The 18,531-nt window shown below is 67.9% G+C and carries 17 protein-coding genes; 4 read left to right on the top strand and 13 right to left on the bottom strand.

The genetic code is table 11. The features are described from left to right. Positions 1-5: 5 nt before the first annotated feature. The 3 genes from ACJ8AT_RS19985 to ACJ8AT_RS19975 all read left to right on the top strand — a co-directional run bounded on the left by ACJ8AT_RS19985 (position 6) and on the right by ACJ8AT_RS19975 (position 3,970). The gene (locus ACJ8AT_RS19985; RefSeq protein ID WP_407739362.1) at positions 6-1,712 is read left to right on the top strand and encodes an HD domain-containing phosphohydrolase; all 1,707 of its coding nucleotides are present in this window, start codon (positions 6-8) and stop codon (positions 1,710-1,712) included. Between the two features lie 77 nt (positions 1,713-1,789). Continuing rightward, positions 1,790-2,128: a DUF971 domain-containing protein gene (locus ACJ8AT_RS19980; RefSeq protein WP_407739361.1), complete on the top strand. Its 339-nt coding sequence runs from the start codon at positions 1,790-1,792 to the stop codon at positions 2,126-2,128. Between the two features lie 21 nt (positions 2,129-2,149). Beyond that, a complete protein-coding gene (locus tag ACJ8AT_RS19975) occupies positions 2,150-3,970 on the top strand; it encodes a protein kinase domain-containing protein (RefSeq protein WP_407739360.1) in 1,821 nt (606 codons plus the stop codon). A 490-nt stretch (positions 3,971-4,460) separates the two neighbouring features. Here ACJ8AT_RS19975 and ACJ8AT_RS19970 read toward each other — a convergent pair whose 3' ends face one another. The 9 genes from ACJ8AT_RS19970 to ACJ8AT_RS19930 all read right to left on the bottom strand — a co-directional run bounded on the left by ACJ8AT_RS19970 (position 4,461) and on the right by ACJ8AT_RS19930 (position 11,590). Beyond that, on the bottom strand, positions 4,461-4,961 hold the full coding sequence (locus ACJ8AT_RS19970) for an imm11 family protein (RefSeq protein WP_407739438.1): 501 nt from the start codon (positions 4,959-4,961) through the stop codon (positions 4,461-4,463). Between the two features lie 84 nt (positions 4,962-5,045). Then, the gene (locus ACJ8AT_RS19965; protein ID WP_407739359.1) at positions 5,046-5,762 is read right to left on the bottom strand and encodes an AHH domain-containing protein; all 717 of its coding nucleotides are present in this window, start codon (positions 5,760-5,762) and stop codon (positions 5,046-5,048) included. A 319-nt stretch (positions 5,763-6,081) separates the two neighbouring features. After that, complete coding sequence (locus ACJ8AT_RS19960; RefSeq protein ID WP_407739358.1) at positions 6,082-6,735, bottom strand: glutathione S-transferase family protein; 654 nt, start codon at positions 6,733-6,735, stop codon at positions 6,082-6,084. A gap of 49 nt (positions 6,736-6,784) precedes the next feature. Beyond that, complete coding sequence (locus tag ACJ8AT_RS19955) at positions 6,785-7,930, bottom strand: sterol desaturase family protein (RefSeq protein WP_407739357.1); 1,146 nt, start codon at positions 7,928-7,930, stop codon at positions 6,785-6,787. 39 nt (positions 7,931-7,969) lie between these two features. Beyond that, positions 7,970-8,488, bottom strand: a complete 519-nt coding sequence (locus ACJ8AT_RS19950; protein WP_407739356.1) for a ClpXP protease specificity-enhancing factor SspB — start codon at positions 8,486-8,488, stop codon at positions 7,970-7,972. Positions 8,489-8,518: 30 nt separating this feature from the next. After that, positions 8,519-9,004, bottom strand: coding sequence for an SsrA-binding protein SmpB (gene smpB, locus ACJ8AT_RS19945; RefSeq protein ID WP_407739355.1), 486 nt, complete (start codon positions 9,002-9,004; stop codon positions 8,519-8,521). Between the two features lie 12 nt (positions 9,005-9,016). Further along, the gene (panC, locus tag ACJ8AT_RS19940; RefSeq protein WP_407739354.1) at positions 9,017-9,871 is read right to left on the bottom strand and encodes a pantoate--beta-alanine ligase; all 855 of its coding nucleotides are present in this window, start codon (positions 9,869-9,871) and stop codon (positions 9,017-9,019) included. Positions 9,872-9,876: 5 nt separating this feature from the next. Further along, complete coding sequence (gene panB, locus ACJ8AT_RS19935; protein WP_407739353.1) at positions 9,877-10,791, bottom strand: 3-methyl-2-oxobutanoate hydroxymethyltransferase; 915 nt, start codon at positions 10,789-10,791, stop codon at positions 9,877-9,879. 151 nt (positions 10,792-10,942) lie between these two features. After that, a complete protein-coding gene (locus tag ACJ8AT_RS19930) occupies positions 10,943-11,590 on the bottom strand; it encodes a deoxynucleoside kinase (protein ID WP_407739352.1) in 648 nt (215 codons plus the stop codon). A 113-nt stretch (positions 11,591-11,703) separates the two neighbouring features. On the opposite strand from ACJ8AT_RS19930, the gene ACJ8AT_RS19925 reads away from it, so the two are divergent. Continuing rightward, a complete protein-coding gene (locus tag ACJ8AT_RS19925) occupies positions 11,704-11,976 on the top strand; it encodes a hypothetical protein (protein ID WP_407739351.1) in 273 nt (90 codons plus the stop codon). Between the two features lie 55 nt (positions 11,977-12,031). Here ACJ8AT_RS19925 and ACJ8AT_RS19920 read toward each other — a convergent pair whose 3' ends face one another. From ACJ8AT_RS19920 to ACJ8AT_RS19905, 4 genes are all read right to left on the bottom strand, one after another. Next, on the bottom strand, positions 12,032-13,594 hold the full coding sequence (locus tag ACJ8AT_RS19920) for a hypothetical protein (RefSeq protein WP_407739350.1): 1,563 nt from the start codon (positions 13,592-13,594) through the stop codon (positions 12,032-12,034). 213 nt (positions 13,595-13,807) lie between these two features. Beyond that, complete coding sequence (gene rsmA, locus ACJ8AT_RS19915) at positions 13,808-14,650, bottom strand: 16S rRNA (adenine(1518)-N(6)/adenine(1519)-N(6))-dimethyltransferase RsmA (protein WP_407739349.1); 843 nt, start codon at positions 14,648-14,650, stop codon at positions 13,808-13,810. Between the two features lie 11 nt (positions 14,651-14,661). Further along, positions 14,662-15,660, bottom strand: a complete 999-nt coding sequence (gene tsaD, locus ACJ8AT_RS19910; protein WP_407739348.1) for a tRNA (adenosine(37)-N6)-threonylcarbamoyltransferase complex transferase subunit TsaD — start codon at positions 15,658-15,660, stop codon at positions 14,662-14,664. A 42-nt stretch (positions 15,661-15,702) separates the two neighbouring features. After that, positions 15,703-18,531 (bottom strand): response regulator, encoded by a 2,829-nt coding sequence (locus ACJ8AT_RS19905; RefSeq protein ID WP_407739347.1) that lies wholly within the window; start codon positions 18,529-18,531, stop codon positions 15,703-15,705.

Below are 18,531 nucleotides of genomic sequence, written 5' to 3'. Positions count from 1 at the left end.
CCACCGTGCGCCTCTTCAAAGCCATCCTCCTGTTGATGCTGATCGCCAGCATCATCCCCACGGTGATGGTGGGGTGGCTGTCCGTCTCCCACACCCGAGAGCTGCTCGTGCGCGACGCGCAGGAGCTGGCCCAGGAGCACGTGAAGCAGCTGCGGCTGAAGCTGGGAGAGCTGCTCTCCGAGCCCACCCAGCCCGTGCTGTCGCTGGCCAACAGCGCGTTCTTCTCGCAGACGCAGACGCAGCAGCGTGCCCTGCTGGCCTCGGTGCTCATCCAGCGCCGCGAGGTGCTGGCCATCACCGTCTTCTCCGCGACGAAGGAGCGGCTGCCGGGCCTGCAGGCCTTCGCCGTGAACGACATTCCCCCCACCGCCGTGGCCGAGCACGAGGCTCGCGCGCAGGCGCTGCTGGAGGGCCTCGCCGACGTGCGCTACTCGGAGGTGGCGCACCAGGGGCCCCAGGGCATGCCCGTGCTCACCATCGCCTTCCCCGTGGGAGATCCGATCAAGGGCTACATCGCCGCGGACATCTCGCTGGCGGCCCTCCAGAAGCTGATCCAGGAGGAGCGGCTGGGCTCCAGCGGCTTCTTCTACGTGGCCGATCGCCATGGCCACCTGGTGGCGGGCGGGGCCGCGCTCGGAGACCAGACGGATGTGTCCCACCGCGGCCCGGTGGAGCACCTGCTCCAGCAGCTCGCCCAGGCGCAGAGCTCGGACACGGAGCACTTCCACGTCGGCAACTTCGGCACCGGCAAGGACGCCGTCGTCGCCGCCTACACGCTCATCCCCGGCGTGGACTGGGGCATCATCTCCGAGCAGCCGGTGCTCCAGGCCTACCGCCAGGTGGAGTCCATGGAGAAGCGCATCCTCCTGGGGCTGGGCGCCGCCATCCTCGTGGCGTGCGTGCTGGCGGCCACCTTCTCGCGCAACCTCACCCGCCCGCTGAAGAACTTCACCGCCAAGGCGCTGGAGCTGGCCAACGGCAAGTTCGGCGCCGAGGTGAACATCCGCCAGAAGAACGAGCTGGGCGAGCTGGCGCAAACGTTCAACTACATGAGCAAGCAGCTCATGGCCTACGACATGGAGAACCGCCGGCTCTACGAGAGCCTGGAGCAGGGCTACCTGGAGACCATCGTCGCGCTGGCCAACTCCATTGACTCCAAGGACGCGTACACCCGCGGCCACAGCCAGCGCGTGGGAGACGTGGCGGTGGAGATCGGCCGCGAGCTGAGCCTGCCCGAGAACCAGCTCAAGCAGCTCCAGTACGGCGGCATCCTCCACGACATCGGGAAGATCGGCATCGTCGAGTCCATCCTCTGCAAGCAGTCGCGGCTGACGGACGCGGAGATGGCCATCATGCGAGAGCACCCGGCCATTGGAGACTCCATCATCGGGCCGGTGAGCTTCCTGTCCGGGGTGCGCTCCTGCGTGCGCAGCCACCACGAGCGGTGGGACGGCAGCGGCTACCCGGACAAGCTCAAGGGCGAGGACATCCCCATGCTGGCCCGCATCGTCGCGTGCGCGGACACCTTCGACGCGTGCACCTCCACCCGGCCCTACCAGAAGGCCATGCCGCTGGAGCAGGCCATGCAGATCCTCGACAAGCTCAGCGGCGCGCAGCTGGATCCCCGCGTGGTGCTGGCCCTGCGCGGCGTGCTCCAGAAGAAGGGCGTCCGCCTGGAGGGCCACCGCCAGCCGGTGAAGCTCGCCTCGTGACGTGGCACCTCCTCCCCTGCGCGCCCGGTGAATGGTAAGCACCTCTGCGCGCTGTTCTGCCTTCGGAAGGTGAACCGTTGAGCTTCTGGGATCGCATCAAGCCCGCCCCCAAGCCCGTCTCGGCCACGGACGTCCAGCTCTCGCCCGAGGGCGCGGGGCTGTCGCTGGCCTGGGAGGATGGAGCGCGCACGGCGGCCACCGCGCAGGTGCTCCGCCAGCAGTGCCCCTGCGCCGCCTGCGTGGACGAGTGGACGAACCGCCGCACGCTGGACCCGGCCCGGGTGCCGGCGGACGTGCGCATCACCGCCCTGCACCCGGTGGGCAACTACGCGCTCACCCTCACCTTCAGTGACGGCCACGGCACCGGCATCTATCCTTGGCCCCTCCTGCGGGAGATCACCCAGCCCCAGGGCTGAAGCCACACCGGAGGGCATGCCGTGAATGAACGCTATCGGCTCGTGAGGCCCCTGGCCTCTGGAGGCATGGCGGAGCTCTTCCTGGGCATCGCTCGCGGCGCCGAGGGCTTCGAGAAGCCCGTGGCCATCAAGCGCATCCTCCCGTACCTGGCCAAGGACGAGGCCATCGCGAGCATGTTCCTCTCCGAGGCGCGGCTGGCCACGCACCTGCACCACCAGAACCTCGTCACCGTGTATGACGTGGGCACCGACGCCACCGGCCTGTTCCTGGTGATGGAGCTGGTGAACGGGTGGGATCTGGGCGTGCTGGTGCGCCGGGTGAAGCGGCAGGGCGCGCGCTTCCCGCCCCATCTGGTGGCCTTCATCGGAACGCAGGCGCTCGCCGGGCTGACGCATGCGTACCGGCGCACGCACAACGGGCGTCCGGTGCTCACGGCCCACCGCGACATCTCTCCCTCGAACATCCTCGTGTCGCGCGAGGGCGAGGTGAAGGTCACCGACTTCGGCATCGCCAAGATAGAGGGGGTCTCCAACGGCACTCAGCCCGGCGTGTTCAAGGGCAAGCCGTCCTACGCGGCGCCCGAGGTGATCACCGGCGGGCCCGCCACGGCCATCAGCGATCAGTTCTCCCTGGGGATCGTCCTCTACGAGCTGCTCACCGGTCAGCACCCCTTCAGCGACTCGACCGAGGCGCTCATCGTCGCCATGGCCATCGCCAACGGCACGCCTCCGCCCCTCACCGGCGTGCCCGAGCCGCTGGCCGAGGTGGTGATGCGCGCGCTCCAGAAGCAGCCCGAGGCGCGCTTTCCCCAGCCCGAGGCCATGGCCGAGGCGCTCGCGCGCTACCTCGCGCGGGCCGGCGAGCCCGCCTCGTCTCACTCGCTGGCCGCCTTCCTGGAGGGGCTGAAGCTGCCCCCGACCCTGCTCGAGCAGGCCCAGACCGCGGCGGCTCAGGTTTCCATCCCCACCCTGGCCTCGGCTCCTGCGCTGGCTTCAGCCGCCTCGGCCAAGCTCATGTCGCCCGGACGAGGCGTCGCACTGGCCGCCCAGTCCGCGGCTCCCGAGCCCACCCCACAGCCGCCTGCCGGTGCTCCCCCTTTGGAGCCCTCCGCGGAGTGGCTGGTTCCCGAAGGCGGGCGGGCGCTGAGCATGAGCGGGCGGCTCGTCACCCCGGCTCCCCCGGGGAGCCTCGACAATACCCAGCTTCGTTTGCAGCAGACGGCTCCGGCGGGGCTCGAGGCCCCCGCGCGTCCGCTGTCCTCTGTGGAGCCTGAGCTCTCGCCGCAGCCCACCTTCCGCTGCATGCGCTGCGAGGCGCCTCTGCGGTCGGCTCACGCGCCGTGCGATCGTTGCGCCCTGGAGCTGACGTCGCCGGGGACCGCATCGCTCGCCCCGAGCCCCAGCGTGCTGGAGACTCCCGCGGATCAGCTCCACCTGGAGACCCGGGCTCCTCGCGAGGAGACGCTCTGGGAGCCGAAGCGGCGCTCGCCATGGCTCCGCAGGGTGCTCTCCTTGGTGGCGGTGGGAGCCCTCGCGGCGGGTGGATTCCTGGCGTGGCCCTACCTCGTCCCCCTGCTGCCGCGCGCCGAGAGCGTGGTGCGGAGCGCGCTGACGGAAACTCCCTCCAAGCCTCCACCGCTGATCATCAACAGCCAGCCCGCCGGAGCCCGCGTGGTGATCAACGGGCAGGACAAGGGAACGACGCCCTTGCTGATGGACAACGACTATCCGCCAGGCCAGGAGATCACCTTCGAGGTGACGCTGCGCGGGTACAAGCCCTGGAAAGGCTCGTTCATCGGCAGAGCGCCCGGCCAGTTCGAGGTGGAGCTCCAGAAGCGCTGAGGCGCCTGGGGGTAGGACTCGCATGAGGTGAGCCACTCCTTCCACCCGCGGGGGTGGCTCTCCGCGCTGTATGAGCTCACGCTCCAAGTACTACTTGGCCATTTCGGGATTCCGGCTCTGAGGGAAGTGACCGAGTAGCAATAGTGGATAGAGCAGGCGCATGCCTACGACCCTCCTTTTGATCTTCGCGGGCGCATCAGATAGAGAGCCGCCCGGCTGTTCGGCTGGCTGGCTGGTCTCTCGTAATCCTGCTCGTGAATTTCAACATCTATTTCTTCCGCACCAGTTGATGTTGAGAGCATCGCGTCGCTGATTGGCGTTGACCTCGTCGCAGTCCGACCGGATCAGCTTGCAGACATGCTGCCATGGGATGAAGTGAAGGACGGCGCCGCGAAGGTGTTGAACGAGGTTGTAGGCGTGCCCCTGACACACTGGCGTTGAGCGCTGCCCTTGCGAGCTGACGTAGCAGGTAGGCGGGCACCTGGGCGCATCAAACCTCCTCGAACCGCGTGCCGGTGGCGCCCATGCGCTCCAGGGCGTCCTTGATCACCTCGGAGACGATCAGCGGGCCCGTCCACCCCTCAATGCGAAACACTTGGGCACCTCCCACCTTGCTCTTATCGATGCGCAGTTCGTACATGATCGAATACCGCCGGACGTCGTGCAGCACTCCCTCCTTGGGCGTCCGAGGAACGAACCGGGAAGTCTGCTCGTCGATGCAGTCGATGAGGCGTACAGCTACGAGGATGAGGTACTGATCCGGTTGGCCCTCGATGTCCACGGGGAGCAGTTGCACATCCGCCGGTGCTAGCTGCGAGATCAAGGAAGCGACCCGGACATGAACCACCGGGATCATGATGCCAGCCTCCGTGTAATCCAGTGGCTTACCCGCTACTTCCACGGGGATACTCAAGCGGCCCTTGATAGGGACGGGGAGCCCAAGCCTGAATTGCCCGTCATCCACTTTGCGGCCCCGACGGTCCTTGGGCATTGCTAAATGCCAGCGGTGCGGCACATTCACGTCGTCGGCGAGTCTGAAGAAACGCTGGGACATGGACTTCATTTAGCGCGTGGGCTACCGGGTGACGAGTTGGTTCAGCTTGGTTCCTGGGGTGGCGATTTGCTCCGCCAGTTCCTGAAGAGCCTCTTGCAGCTTCGCCCGGCACACAGCGACGCTGCGACAGGTCCTTGTTGCATCGGCGAGCGTGTCCATGACGATCTGGTGGTATTCCTCGGGGTGCGGTCCGTAGTGCCCCGGAAGAGGCATCTTGTTCGCCGGGTCCTCTATTGACATGCCCGCCTTGGCGAAGATCTCCCGGAATCTCGGCGTCCACGGGCCACCACGCGAGCTGTCCTTGTCGTTGCAGACGGTGGCGATGTGGTGCGTCTCGATGCAGGGCCCCTTGCCGCCGCCGGGACGCGCAGCCATGGCCACCGCCGTGGCCGGCAGGGTGATGGTGGCGCCCTCGGCGCTGACCTCCAGTTCCTCCACCGCCCCCAGCGCGGGCAACGAGAGGCCCGCCTGCTCCTCGGCCTGCACGGCCACCTGCGCCGAGCCGGGCAGCGTCGGCACCTTCGCCGCGAACTGCTGCGCCGTGGCACCGATAGCCGCCACCAGCAACATGACGAGAGCTCGCGCGGACTCGCGCCCGAGGAGCTTCCCGAAGCGCTCGCCCGCATCGCGGAGCTGCTCGAAGGTGGTGGCTCCCTTCGCCGCCTCCGTCAACTCACCCCAGCCCGTCACGAGGTCGCGGAGCGTGTCATAGCCCACATCTTCGTGCGACGAGGCCATCAGCGTAGCGGGCTGCCACGGGAAGAGGAGGAGCCGCCGGGTAGCGCCCGTTCTTCATCTCCAAAAAAGCAGAAGAATGCCGGCAACTTACGCAGCATCGCCCAAGAGGGAGCGCAGAGGCTGGGATCCGTAAGCCCCTGAAAGGACAGGGAGACCCCCCAGTCACCCGTCCGACGACTGTCTGGGAACGCGGACCGTGCTCAGCCCAGTTCTGGTCTGGATCCAGACTTCCAACCCGTTGGAAGTGTGCAACCACGGATCCAGACTTCCAACCAGTTGGAAGCGTGCAACCACCGCTGGAACCCAGGACAGAGCGCCATCAGCCGGTCGATGGCTTGCCGGTGTTAACCGCCAGTTGAGCGTCGAAGGCTCGCTTGTAGGCGGGCCGCGCTTCGCCGCGGGCGACATAGGCGGCCAGGTTTGGAAATTCGTCCAGAATGCCCGAGGATTTCAGCCTGAGCAGCACTGACACCATCAAAAGGTCGCCCGCGCTGAACGCACCCTCGAGCCAGTCGGCATCACCCAAGCGAACGGAAAGTGGGTTTAGCCTGCCGCGAACGCGATCTTCCACCAGAGGAAGGCGCTCCGCATACCAGGGCTTGTCGCTCTCGAGCAGCCTCGCGGTTGCAAGTTCAAGGATCGGCGGTTCCACCGTGTTGAGCGCGGCAAACATCCAGGTGATCGCACGCGCCCGGGCCTTGGCATCGTCCGGCAGCAAGCCTGCATGCCGCTCAGCGATGTGAAACACGATCGCCCCTGTCTCGAACAGCGCGAGATCGCCTTCCTCATAGGTCGGAATTTGGCCGAAAGGATGAAGCGCCAGATGCGCGGGTTCCTTCATCGCACGAAACGAAACAAGGCGAACCTGGTAGGGTTGGCCCACTTCCTCAAGCGCCCAGCGAACGCGCGTATCACGCGCCAGTCCCTTGCCGCCATCGGGTGAGCGTTCAAAGGCGGTAATGGTGATCGTCATCGAGAGGCCCCTCCTCGGCGAACATCATCGGCTGCGGAGGCAGACCATTTCAACCCAGGCCCAGGCCCTGGGCTCCAAAACGCGCGGAGAGGCCCCAAAGACTTGCAATCAAGAGCAGGACCCTGAGCGCCTCCCATCGAACCGCGTTCTTCCGCCCATCCAGCAGCCCGCCCAGCGTGGTCAGGCTCAGCAGCACCTGCCCGCTGATCAAGGCCTTGGGCCAGGGGCTCATCAGCTCGCCTCGGTGAAATATGAAGATCGCCAAGGCACACATCACGAAGAATTGGATCGCCGCATAGGCTTTCAGGCCGGTGCTGAGCGCCGCATCGGAGCGCGCCGGGGGCTGCCTCTCCAGCCTTGTCCCAGGAGGTGTCCACCCGGGCCGGCCGAAGACCGCCTTGAGCTTCTCAGGCCAGGTCTTCGCCAGCTTGAAAGCGCTCGCGATGTCCCGGAAGAAGATCCACTGCGCCTTGGCTCCGTCGTGGGTCTCATAGCCGCGCGGTGTACCCAGGAGCGGCGGATCCGCCGGATCCACCTCCACATAGGTGCCGAACATGCGGTCCCATAAGGTGAACAGGGCTCCCAGGTTCTTGCCCAGATACCGCCGATTGCGAGAGTGATGGCAGATGTGGATCGCAGGCGTCACGAACGCATAGAGGCTCGGCCGATTGAAGATCCTGGAGTGCACCGAGAGCGAATAGAAGGAGATCACCGAGATCGCCACGAAGAACTGCGGCGCGGTAATCCCCAGCATCGGGAGTGGGATGTAGAAGAGCGCCGAGTAGAAGTCCGAGAACCATGGATGTCTCATGGCGATCGTGACGTTGAACTCCTCGGCCTGGTGGTGCACCCCGTGGATGGCCCAGAACACGGCCACCGTGTGCCCAGCGCGGTGATACCAGTAATAGCAAAAGTCAGCCGCGAAGAAGGCCAGGATCCACGGGATGAGGGAGTCCTTGGGCCAGTGAATCAGCGCGAGCTTCTCGTAGCCGAACTCGTAGAGCGCGAAGAGCAGCGGCCCCAGGAAGAACCCGATGACAACCTCGCCCAGGCCCCCCGAGAGATTGCCCAAGGAGTTGGCGAAGCCATACGCGCGCAGCCCCTTGGCGCGGGTGAAGTAGAGCTCCAACGCGACGGCCAGGACGCAGACCGGGATCCCCAGCGCGTAGTAGCCATTCGTATCGAGCTGGGTCATGCCGGAGGTACCGCCGCGGAAGCGCCGAGGCGCCTCGGTTCACTTCACCAGACGCAGGTGGCCTTTGCGCGGAGTGGGCGGCTCATCCCTCGGGCCCTCGGGCGGCCCCTCGGGCGGAGCCTCCTTCTCACCCGGCACCTCGCGGAGCACCGCCCGCGGCCGAGCCTCCACCGGAGGAGCCGAAGGGGCGACCACCTCCTGGGCGGGCACCTTGGAGGTCACCATCGTCTGCTGGACGAGCTCCGGAGGCATGTCGTCCGGGTACATCCAGAACAGCTCCTTGGTCACATGGCTGGCGATGGCGAACAGCGCGGACCACGGCACGGCGATGGTGAAGCGCGTACCCGAGAAGCTCAGCGTCGAGCGGATGCCCCAGTCGTTCACCGAGAGGTCCTGCGGATCAAACCGGTACGAGAGGTTGAGCCGCAGGTGGGACTCGCTGCGCAGGTGGGCCGGGACGAGCACCCCGGGACGGCGCGCGTCCAGGTGGATCATCACCATCCCCTGCTCCAGGGCCTCTAGCAGCCGCTCCTTCTTGTCGGGACCCTTCGTGTCCATCCTGTCAGCGGCGGGGCTCTGGGAGTGCGCTCAGCGGCGTCGCGTCTCCCGTTCGATCTCCCGCTTCGTCTCCCGTTCCTTGATGTCCTGGCGCCGGTCTTCGTGCGTCTTACCCCGGCAGAGCCCCAGCTCCACCTTGGCCCGTCCGTTCTTGAAGTACAGCATAAGCGGGATGATGGAATAACCCCGCTCTCGCACCTTTGCTGCCCAGCGGTCGATTTCCGCACGATGCATCAGCAGCTTACGGCCTCGAACAGGCTCGTGCGTGAAGAGATTCGCGGGTTTGTAAGTGCCGATGTGGGCGTTGAGCAGATACAGCTCGCTGCCCTTGGGGAGCGCGTAGGCGTCCGACAGGTTGGCTGTGCCTTCGCGCAGGGCCTTCACCTCGCTGCCCTGGAGTTGCAGGCCCGCCTCCAGTTTTTCGTCCACGGTGTAGGCGGCGCGAGCCTTGCGGTTCTCGGCGATGATCTTCACGCCCGGCCCCGTCCCTCCACCCTTCGCCTTGCCGCCGGACATACGCGCGTTCCCCTAGCCTCCGATGGGCTGGTTATCGATCAGCCGAGTGGCCCCACAGAAGGCGGCCACCAGCAAGCGCGCGAGCTGACCGGGCTGGAGGGTGGACAGCGGCGTGAGGCGCTCGGCATCTACCAGTTCCACGTAATCCTCCCGGAGGTCCGCGGCTCGCAGCTCTCGACGGACCGCTTCCGTGAGCGCTGACGCCCCAGAGGTGCCGGCCCGGGCCAGGGCTTGGGCCGCCGCCAGCCCCCGCGAGATGGCGAGCGCCCGCTTTCGCTCCTCGGGAGAGAGGTACGCATTGCGAGAGCTCATCGCCAGCCCATCCGGCTCGCGCACGGTGGGCATGCCGAGGATCTCCACGCCCAGGTGCAAGTCCCGGTTGAGCGCCTTGATCACCTGGAGCTGCTGGTAGTCCTTCTCGCCGAAGAGGGCCACGTCCGGCCGGAACAGGCACAGGAGCTGGGTGACGATGGTCGCCACGCCTCGGAAGTGGCCGGGGCGCCGATCGCCGCACAGCCCCTTGCTCACCTCCGTCACCTCCACATACGTCTGATAGCCCGGCGGGTACATGGCGCCCGCCTCGGGCGCGAAGACGACGTCCACGCCCGCGCTGCCGCACTTGGCCAGGTCCCCTTCCATGTCTCGCGGGTAGCGAGCCAGGTCCTCCTTGGGACCGAACTGGGTGGGGTTGACGAAGATGGAGGTGGCCACCACGTCCGCGTGGCGGCGGCCCTCGCGCATGAGCGACAGGTGCCCCTCGTGCAGATAGCCCATGGTGGGCACCAGCGCGAGCCGGCGCCCCGAGCGGCGCAGGTCCGCCGCCCAGGCCTTCACCTCAGCGAGGGTGCGGAGGACCTGGGGAGCCATGGCGCTCAGACCGGCACCCCGTAGATGGGGCCGACCTTCTCCGCGCCCTCGGCGGGCTCGCTGGACTCATTGCTGCCCGGAGCCGGCGCGTTGGAGGCCACCAGCCGCAGCGTCTTCGAGTGGAACGAGTGGTCCTCGTCCGGGAAGGTGCCGGCGCGCACCTCGTTGAAGAAGGCGCTGGCCGCTCCGGTGATGGTGCCGTGGAGATCCGCGAAGCGCTTGACGAACTTGGGCTTGAAGTGCGGGTTCATCCCCAGCAGGTCGTAACAGACGAGCACCTGCCCGTCGCAATCCACGCCCGCGCCGATGCCAATGGTGGGGATGGAGAGCCGCTGGGTGATCTGCCGCGCCAGCTCCGTGGGCACGCCCTCGAGCACCAGCGCGTAGCAGCCGGCGCGCTCCAGCGCGAGCGCGTCCTGGAGGATCTTCCGAGCCGCCTGCTCGTCCTTGCCCTGCACCACGTAGCCGCCCATCTTGTGCACCGACTGAGGGGTGAGCCCCAGGTGCCCCATGACGGGGATGCTCGCGCGGACGATGGCCGCCACGGTGTCGGCGAACTCGGCGCCACCCTCGAGCTTCACGCTGCCCACGCCGCCCTCGGCCACGAGCCGCCCGGCGTTGCGCACCGCCGCCTCCACCGAGGTCTGATAGCTCATGAAGGGCATGTCCCCCACCACGTGGGCCCTCTTGGCGCCTCGGGTGACGGCCATGCAGTGGTAGATCATCTGGTCCATCGTCACAGGGAGCGTGGACTCATGTCCCTGGACGACCATGCCTACGGAGTCGCCCACCAGCATTACATCCGCGCCCGCCTCATCGAGGATGCGGGCGAAGGTGGCGTCATAGGCCGTGACCATGCAGATCTTCTGGGCGGCCTGCTTCAAGCGCTTCAGGGTGTGGATGGTGACCTTGTCCTTCACGGTTCACCTCCTCGTGCGGTGATGAGGTTCAGGTGCTGCGGTGTCGCCTCTCGCCGTCCCCGAAGGGATCGCCGGAGGTTCGCCCGTACTCTAACGCCCTCGCAGGTCCCGTGGGGATCCCTTGTAGGGCAGGCAGGCAGAAACGTGGGCGCTACGCCCGCCTGGCCGGCTGTGGATCATAATGGTGCGTACCGCCCTGGCGCGCCTTCTGGATGGCGGCCATCAGCCCCTCGCGGTCCGCCTCATTGTTCACGAAGTCGATGTCCGAGGTGTTCACCACCAGAAGCGGCGTGTCGGTGTAGTGCGCGAAGAAGTCGTTGTAGGCGTGCACCAGGTCTTCCAGGTAGCCGGCGTCGAACTTGCGCTCGAACTCGCGCGCCCGCTTCTTGATGCGGTGCAGGAGCACGTCCAGGCGGGCCTGCAGGTAGACGACGACGTCCGGCTTGGGCACCTGGGGCCCGAGCGCCTCGAACACCCGGTCGTAGAGCGCCAGCTCGTGCGAGTCCAGGGTGAGGCAGGCGAAGATGCGGTCCTTGGCGAACAGGTAGTCGCTCACCGTGACGGCGCTGAACAGATCCTGCTGGAACAGCTCCTGCTGCTGCCGGAAGCGCGAGAGCAGGAAGAAGATCTGCGTCTGGAACGCGTACTTGTGCCGGTCCGTGTAGAAGCTGGAGAGGAATGGGTTCTCCTCCACCACCTCCAGGATCCGGCGCGCACGGAAGCGCTCGGCCAGGAGGTTGGAGAGGCTCGTCTTGCCCACGCCAATGGGCCCCTCGACGACGATGTACCGGTAGTCCATCCGCGCAAGGCGGATAGCACAGATTCCGAAGACGTGCCTGCTTGACGGTCCGGGCGCTCTTTCCGTACGGTCCGCCCGCCGTTCCACCATGCGGGCGTGGGGTGCGTCGGGAGATGAGCGGAAGGCAGCGCGCGAAGACGGTGGTGAAGCTGGAGGAGCGCAAGGCCGCCCGGCCCAAGGCGCCGGCCGCACCCTCCGTGGAACCAGATCCCCTCTATGGCGTGGTGCTGCTCAAGACGGCGCTGGAGCTCAAGCGCCGGAAGGAGGGCAGCCCGGAGGAGATCCTGCGCGGAGTGCTGGCGCGCATGCGCATCCCCGAGTCCGAGTTCCGGGTCTTCCTGGAGCAGCGCGGGGACTTGCTGAAGCTCCTGGGCCTGCACAAATGAACACGGCCCCGCTCAAGTGAGCGGGGCCTGGGGCCCACTTCAACCTCTCGCTTCGCTACTGGCAGTCCGCGCTGCAGGTGGCGTGCGTCTCCCAGGCGTCGCACACCTTGTCACCGCACGAGGCGCTGAGGAACGTGTCGAGCACCTGCTTGCGGTGCGGGATGAAGGTGCCCACGAGCGCCGGGGAGAGCCGGTGGCGCGGGCCATCCGGACCCTGATCGGTCTGCTCGGAGGTGTGGGTGAAGTCCAGCGAGGGAGGCCAGATCAGCCCGCCGCCCAGGTTCGCCCCGTTGCTGAGGTGGTGGCAGCCCGCGCACGAGAGCGCCTGCGCCCGCGCCACCACCTGATCCGGAGTCAGCGTGCTGGAGATCGCGCTCAGCTCGTTCTGGATGTTCGTCCGGAAGGTGCTGGGCGCCGTGCCGAACTGGGCCACGTACTGGTTCTGCTGCGGAGCCTGCTGATCGCTCTGGCCGCTGTTGAACGCGTCCGGCACGGTGAAGGTGAAGCGGTTGATGTCGTTGACCGCGAGGCTCGCCACCTGATCCGGGAAGATGACGTTCTGGAAATCCGAGGCCAGCGGGTGCGTGGAGGCCGGGTTGAAGAGCGCGCCGCCCGGGTTGGTCTTCACCGTGACCGGGGTGAACTGGACGGTGCACGGGCCCGCGCTGCAGCTCGTCTGGACCTTGAACTCGCGCAGGTTCCAGGTGGGCTGCATGAACTGGTTGATGCGCACCTGCCCCGTGTTGCTCGCGCGGTTGCCCAGGTTGTCCGCGTGCACCACCGGCATGAAGCCGGAGAGCCCCAGGAAGTAGAAGTCGTGCAGCTTGGTGCCGCGCGAGCTCACGTCCGCGTCTCCCGTCAGCCCGGCCCAGAAGTTGGTCACCGGCCGGCAGCCCTCCAGGCCCAGGTTGGGCGAGGGGTTGGGCAGCACCGCCTCGAAGATGATGAAGGCCCGATCCCTCGGGCTGGTGATGCCCGAGCGCTTGGCGAAGGCGATGCGGTACTCGCCGCAGTTGGCGCCGTTGGCGGGGGCCAGATCGAACCGGTTGAAGAGGCCCACGGGGAGATAGGCGTTCGGGTTGGTGGCGGCGTTGGTGAACGGATCCACGAGGGCCTGGCCGCCCTCGGCCTGACGGCACGTGTACGGGAAGCCGTTCATGTTGGCGATGCCGGAGTCGGTGCAGTGCGGCCCGGCGCCCAGGCCCGGAGCGGGCCGCTCCGTGTCCCACAGCTGGTGGAAGAGCTCCAACGCCGTCGAGGGCACCGCGCTCGTGCCGACGATCTGATCCATCACCTCCTGCAAGGTGAACTTGTTGAGGATGGCGTCATCGGTCACCACGAGCGAGCGCTGCGGATCCACCCCGCCCGTCGTCGGCGGCGGAGGCGGGGGCTGCTGCGTCGGCGGGGGGGGCTGCTGCCGCGGAGGCGGAGGCGGGGGGAGCATGCCGACCCCTCCGCGCTCGGGCTGCGAGGGCTGGGAAGGCGTGCCGGACACCACCGGATCCGTGGTGGCCGAGGTGTCCTCGGGCCCAGTCGCCGTTGAACCACAACCGCTCGCCCACATCGACAGGATGCTTCCCAGCACCACCGCTCGTCCCTGCTTGTTCAGAGTCTTCATGGCTCCCTCCCAATCTCGTTGTCTCTCTTGGAGGAGCACCCAGGCCGTGCTCCTGACCTGGGCTACAGCAAGGCATGCGCCAGCCATGGCGAACCGGTGAGTTCGCACGGTTACGGCCTCAGCTCGTGCGTGTGGATGCAGGAAGCGCAGAAGCCACTGCGGATTCCGCACGGCTCGTCGCACTGGCGCCCGAAACGACGTTCTTCTCTGCGTTTACCTGGTGGGCTCAGCGCCCACCGGCCCCAGGGCGCGCTCCAGCGCGGCGAACTCCTGGGGCGCCAGCGTCTCGGCTCGACGCATGGGGTCAATGCCCGCCGCCTCCAGCGCCTTCGCGAACTGCTCGGGCGTGGCCAGCGACTTGTCCGACTTCAGCGAGTTGAGCAGCGTCTTGCGCCGCTGGGCGAAGGCTGCCTTCACCACTCGGATGAAGCGCTCCTCACTCACCACCGGGGCCCGCGGCGACTTCAGCCGCGTCAGCCGCACCACCGCCGAGTCCACCTTCGGTGGCGGGTGGAACAGGTGCGCCTCCAGCGTGAACAGGTGCTCGATATCGAAGTACAGCCCGAGCAATACCGTCAGCAGCCCGTACTCTCGCGTGCTCGGCTCCGCCGCGAGCCGCTCCACCACTTCCTTCTGCAGGGTGAAGACCGCCCGCGTCACATGCGCGCGCTGCTCCAGAACCTGGAACAGGATGGAGCTCGTCAGGTGGTACGGCAGGTTGCCCACCACCGCCACCTCGGGCTCGCCCGCTGCCTGCGCGAAGTCCACCGTGGCCGCGTTGCCCGACACCACGCGGACTCCCGGGATGGCCTCCTTCTCCAGCACGGAGATCATGTCCCGGTCCTTCTCGACCGCCGTTACGCGCGCTCCCGTGGCCGCCAGGAACCGCGTGAGGTGCCCTAATCCCGGCCCCAGCTCCACCACGGGCTCGCCCGAGCGCAGCTCCAGCGCTTCGACGATCTCCCGGAGCGCTCCCTCGTCCCCGAGGAAGTTCTGGCCCCAGCTGTACTTCGCATGCAGCCCGTGGCGCTTGAGGATCTCCCGCGGCGATTCCACGTTCCCCTCCCTCACATCCGCCAGGCCGGATCCGCGGCCAGCCTGAAGTCTCCGCGCAGACCGCGCCGCCAGGCCTCGTACCCAGCCACCGCGATCATGGCCCCGTTGTCCGTGCACAGCCGCACCGGCGGCAGGTAGAGCTTCAGGCCGCGCTCCTCGGCCCGCTCCAGGCACAGCGAGCGCAACCGCGAGTTCGCCGCCACGCCTCCGCACACCACCATCCGCTGCAGCCCCAGCCGCCGCGCCGCCGCCACGAACTTCTTCGACAGCGCGTCCGCCACCGCCTCCTGGAACGAGGCGCACAGGTCCGCCAGCGCCTGCCCCTCCGGCACGCCGTGCTTGCGCACGTGGTTCAGCACCGCTGTCTTCAGCCCGGAGAAGGACACATCGAACGTGTCCGGATGCGGCAGCGCCCGCGGGAAGTGGATCGCCGCCGGATCGCCCTTCTGCGCGAGCTGATCAATGGGCAGCCCACCCGGGTACGGCAGGCCGAGAATCCGCGCCGTCTTGTCGTAGGCCTCGCCCGCCGCGTCGTCGCGCGTGCTGCCCACCAGCCGGTAACGCCCGTAGTCCTGCACCTCGTAGAGGCTCGTGTGCCCGCCGGAGACGACCAGCCCGAGGAACGGCGGCTCGGGCGCGTCCTCCAGCAGCCGGATGGCGAGCAGGTGGCCCTCCAGGTGGTTGGCTCCCACGAAGGGCTTGCCCGTCGCCAGGCTCAGGGACTTGGCCACCTGCACACCCACCAGCAGCGCGCCAATCAGCCCCGGCCCCGACGTGACGGCGATCAGGTCCACGTCGTCCAGCGTCTTGCCCGCGCGTGTGAGCGCCTCGTGGAGCACGGGCATCACCTGGACGATGTGATTGCGGCTGGCGAGCTCCGGCACCACTCCGCCCCAGCGGCGGTGGATGTCCACCTGCGTGGAGACGACGTCCGAGAGCACCCGCCGGCCGTCCTCCACGAGGGCGGCGGCGGTCTCATCACAGCTGGTTTCCAGTCCGAGTACGAGCAAGGCAGTGACCTTCCAGGCCAGCGATGGCCCGAGCCCCCGCCTCTAATTGCTGCCCAACTGCTTCAACGCGAGGCGCACGTCGTTGGAGAACTTCCCGGAGGGCTCCATGGCAAGGTACTTCTTATAAGCCGAGACCGCCTGGTTATTCTGTTGGCTCACCTGAAGCGCCATGCCCAGCGCAAACCAGGCCCGGGGGTTGGCGTCCTTGTCCTTGACCACTTCCTGAAGCAGCCGCGCCGCCTCGCGCATGGCGGAGTTGCTCGTGCTGCCCATCACCAACGAGAAGCCGAGCCCCTCCTTGGCCTCGCTCGAGCCCGGCTTGGCCTTCAGGGCCTTGCGATAGTTCGTCGCGGCGACCTTGTAGCGCGACGAGACAATGGCCGACCTCGCCTGCTTGATGGAGCTGGCGTACTCGACCTCCGGATCCACCGGCTTGTCGCTGTCGGGAGGCGTCGTGTCGGCGGTATCCGCCGTGTCATCGGGCTCGGGCGTCTTGGGCGTCTCGGCCACCGTGGGCTGAGGCGTCTCCGGCGGCTTCGCCGTCTCCGAGGGCTTGCCCGGATCCGGCGGAGGCGAGGCCTTCGTCCCCGGATCCTGCGCGGTCGGCGTCGGATTGGGCGTGGGAGTGGGCGTCACGACCGGGTCGGGAGGCTTCGGCGTGGGCACGTCCGGCGGCTTCGTCGCCTGCGGCTGGGTCTGCTCCGGAGGCTTCGTCGTCGTCCCGGAGGAGCCCGAACCCCGCGTCCTGATCACCACGGCGGCCACGGCGATGAGCGCCACGATGCCCACGCCAATGAAGAGGCCCGTCCGCTTGGGCTTCTCCGGCGGGGCCGGCGTCGCATTCCCCGTTGCCCCGTTCTTCTTGGGGGCCTCGGTGTTCTTGGGCTGTGGCGACGCCGCCGGCTTCGGGGGCGTGGGAGTGGGCGCCGGCGTGGTCTTGAAGTCCAGCGTGGGCAGCGGCGGGTCCTCACGCTGGGCCGGCTTGGGCGCGGGTGCCACCGGCGCGGGCTTGGCCGCGGGCTTGGCCGCGGGCTCCGGAGCCCCATGGCCCGGGTACGGAGGCAGCGCGAGCTGCGCGGGAGTCTCCGGCTCGCTCTTCTCCACGGCGGCTGGCGCGGCCACTGCCGCGGGCCCGGACACCAGCGTCACCTCGGAAGACGGAGGCGCAGGCGTGGGCGGAGGCACCGGCGGGAAGAGGTTCGGCCCGACGGCGGCCCCACCGAAGATGGGAGGCTTCCCGGGCGCACCCGGCTCCTGGGCCGCCGCGTCCGCTTCGGCCTTGGGGGCGGCGGGAGGCGGCTCGGAAGGCGGCGTCACCCCGTTCGGCTGCGGCGCGGCACTCGGCGCGCCAGAGGCCCGGTTCTGAGACCACGAGGGAATCGGTGCCCAGGTGCTCGCCGAGCCCAGGCCGTCCGTGTCCACGCGGCTCCAGTCCAGCAGCAGGCTGCGCCGCGCGTGCTCCTGCGCGCGGTGCTCGGGCGGAGGCTCCACGAGGAACTGCGAGCTCTCCTCCGGAGGCGGGGACGGCTGAACGGTGGGCAGCTCCACCGTGGGCGCGTTGTGGGCGCTGTAAGCGTTCTGGGAGCGCTTGGGCCGCGGCTGGAAGACGACGACATTGGCCGGCTGCGCCGCGGCCGGCGGCGGAGCGCTGCCAGGAGAAGTCGGCGTGGGCTCATCGGCGGCGATCACCGCGGGCCTGGGCCTGGGGACCGGAGCAGGCGTCGCGGCCTGCACGGCGGCAGGCGGAGGAGGCGGCGGCGCGACCGCCGAGATGGGCGGAGGCGGAGGCACAGCGGCCGTGGCCACGGCGGGATCCACCACCGGCTCGGCGGCAGGCTCGGGCGGCGGCATCGGCGGGACCGGCGGAGCCGCCGCGTTGAGCCACTCCTCGATGCCGGGCTTGCCGCTCTGGATGGGCTCCTGCGGCACGTTGCCCAGCTCGCGGATCAGCCCCTCGAAGTACAGCTTGCTGATGATGCCCAGCGCGGCCAGATCCTCGAAGTCCGAGTCCTCCACCACGCGGCTCAGGGTGCGCTTGCCGTCGAACAGGCGCAGCAGCCCGTTCACCTCGTCGGGGATCTCCGACAGGCGCTCGGCCAGCTGGTGGTAGTCGATCTCGAACACCGTCTCGAGCGGCGGCAGCTGCTCCAGCATGCGGCCCCACTCGTCCAGCCGGCGCATGCCCTCCATCAGCAGGCCCTGGGTGGAGACCTCGATGCGCTCGGGCCGATCCAGCGGGGTGAACTGCACCTCGAACTGGCCCTCGAAGGTGTTCAGCATCCGGTAGAACGCGTTCTCACCCTTGAGGCGCCCCAGCTCCGCGTCGATGACGCGGCCCTCCTTGAAGTAGATGGCGCCGACCCGGTCGCCCTGGATGTTGATGGTGCCCGTCTTGCGGCCGATCTCGAACGTCTGGACCAGGTCCACCACGCCCATGTCGGCCAGGCTGCCGCCAAAGCCGCCCTTGGTCGTCTCGCGCTTCTCGATCCTCTCCTTCTCCGCCTTCTGGAGGATCATCTTCACGCGGGTGACGATCTCTTTGATGTAGATCGGCTTGGTCAGGTAGTCGTCACCGCCGAGCTCCAGGCCGCGCACCTTGAACTCGACCGACTTCTGGTTGGTGAGAAAGACGAAGGGGATGTGCTTGAAGCGCTCGTCCGACTTGAGCGACTTGCACAGCTCGAAGCCATCCATCTCCGGCATCTTCGTGTCGGCCAACACGAGATCCGGCGGACTGATCTGGACCTTCTCGAGCGCGTCCTTGCCGTGAATGGCTGTGGTTACGGAGAAGCCCGCCTTCTTGAGGCTGACCTCCATCACGCGAAGGCTCTTCGCGTCCCCATCGACCAGGAGCAGGTGCTGCTTGGCCAC

The organism is Hyalangium sp. (assembly GCF_045802625.1).
Lineage (GTDB): Bacteria > Myxococcota > Myxococcia > Myxococcales > Myxococcaceae > Hyalangium.
This window is presented reverse-complemented; position numbering and strand designations above follow the sequence as displayed.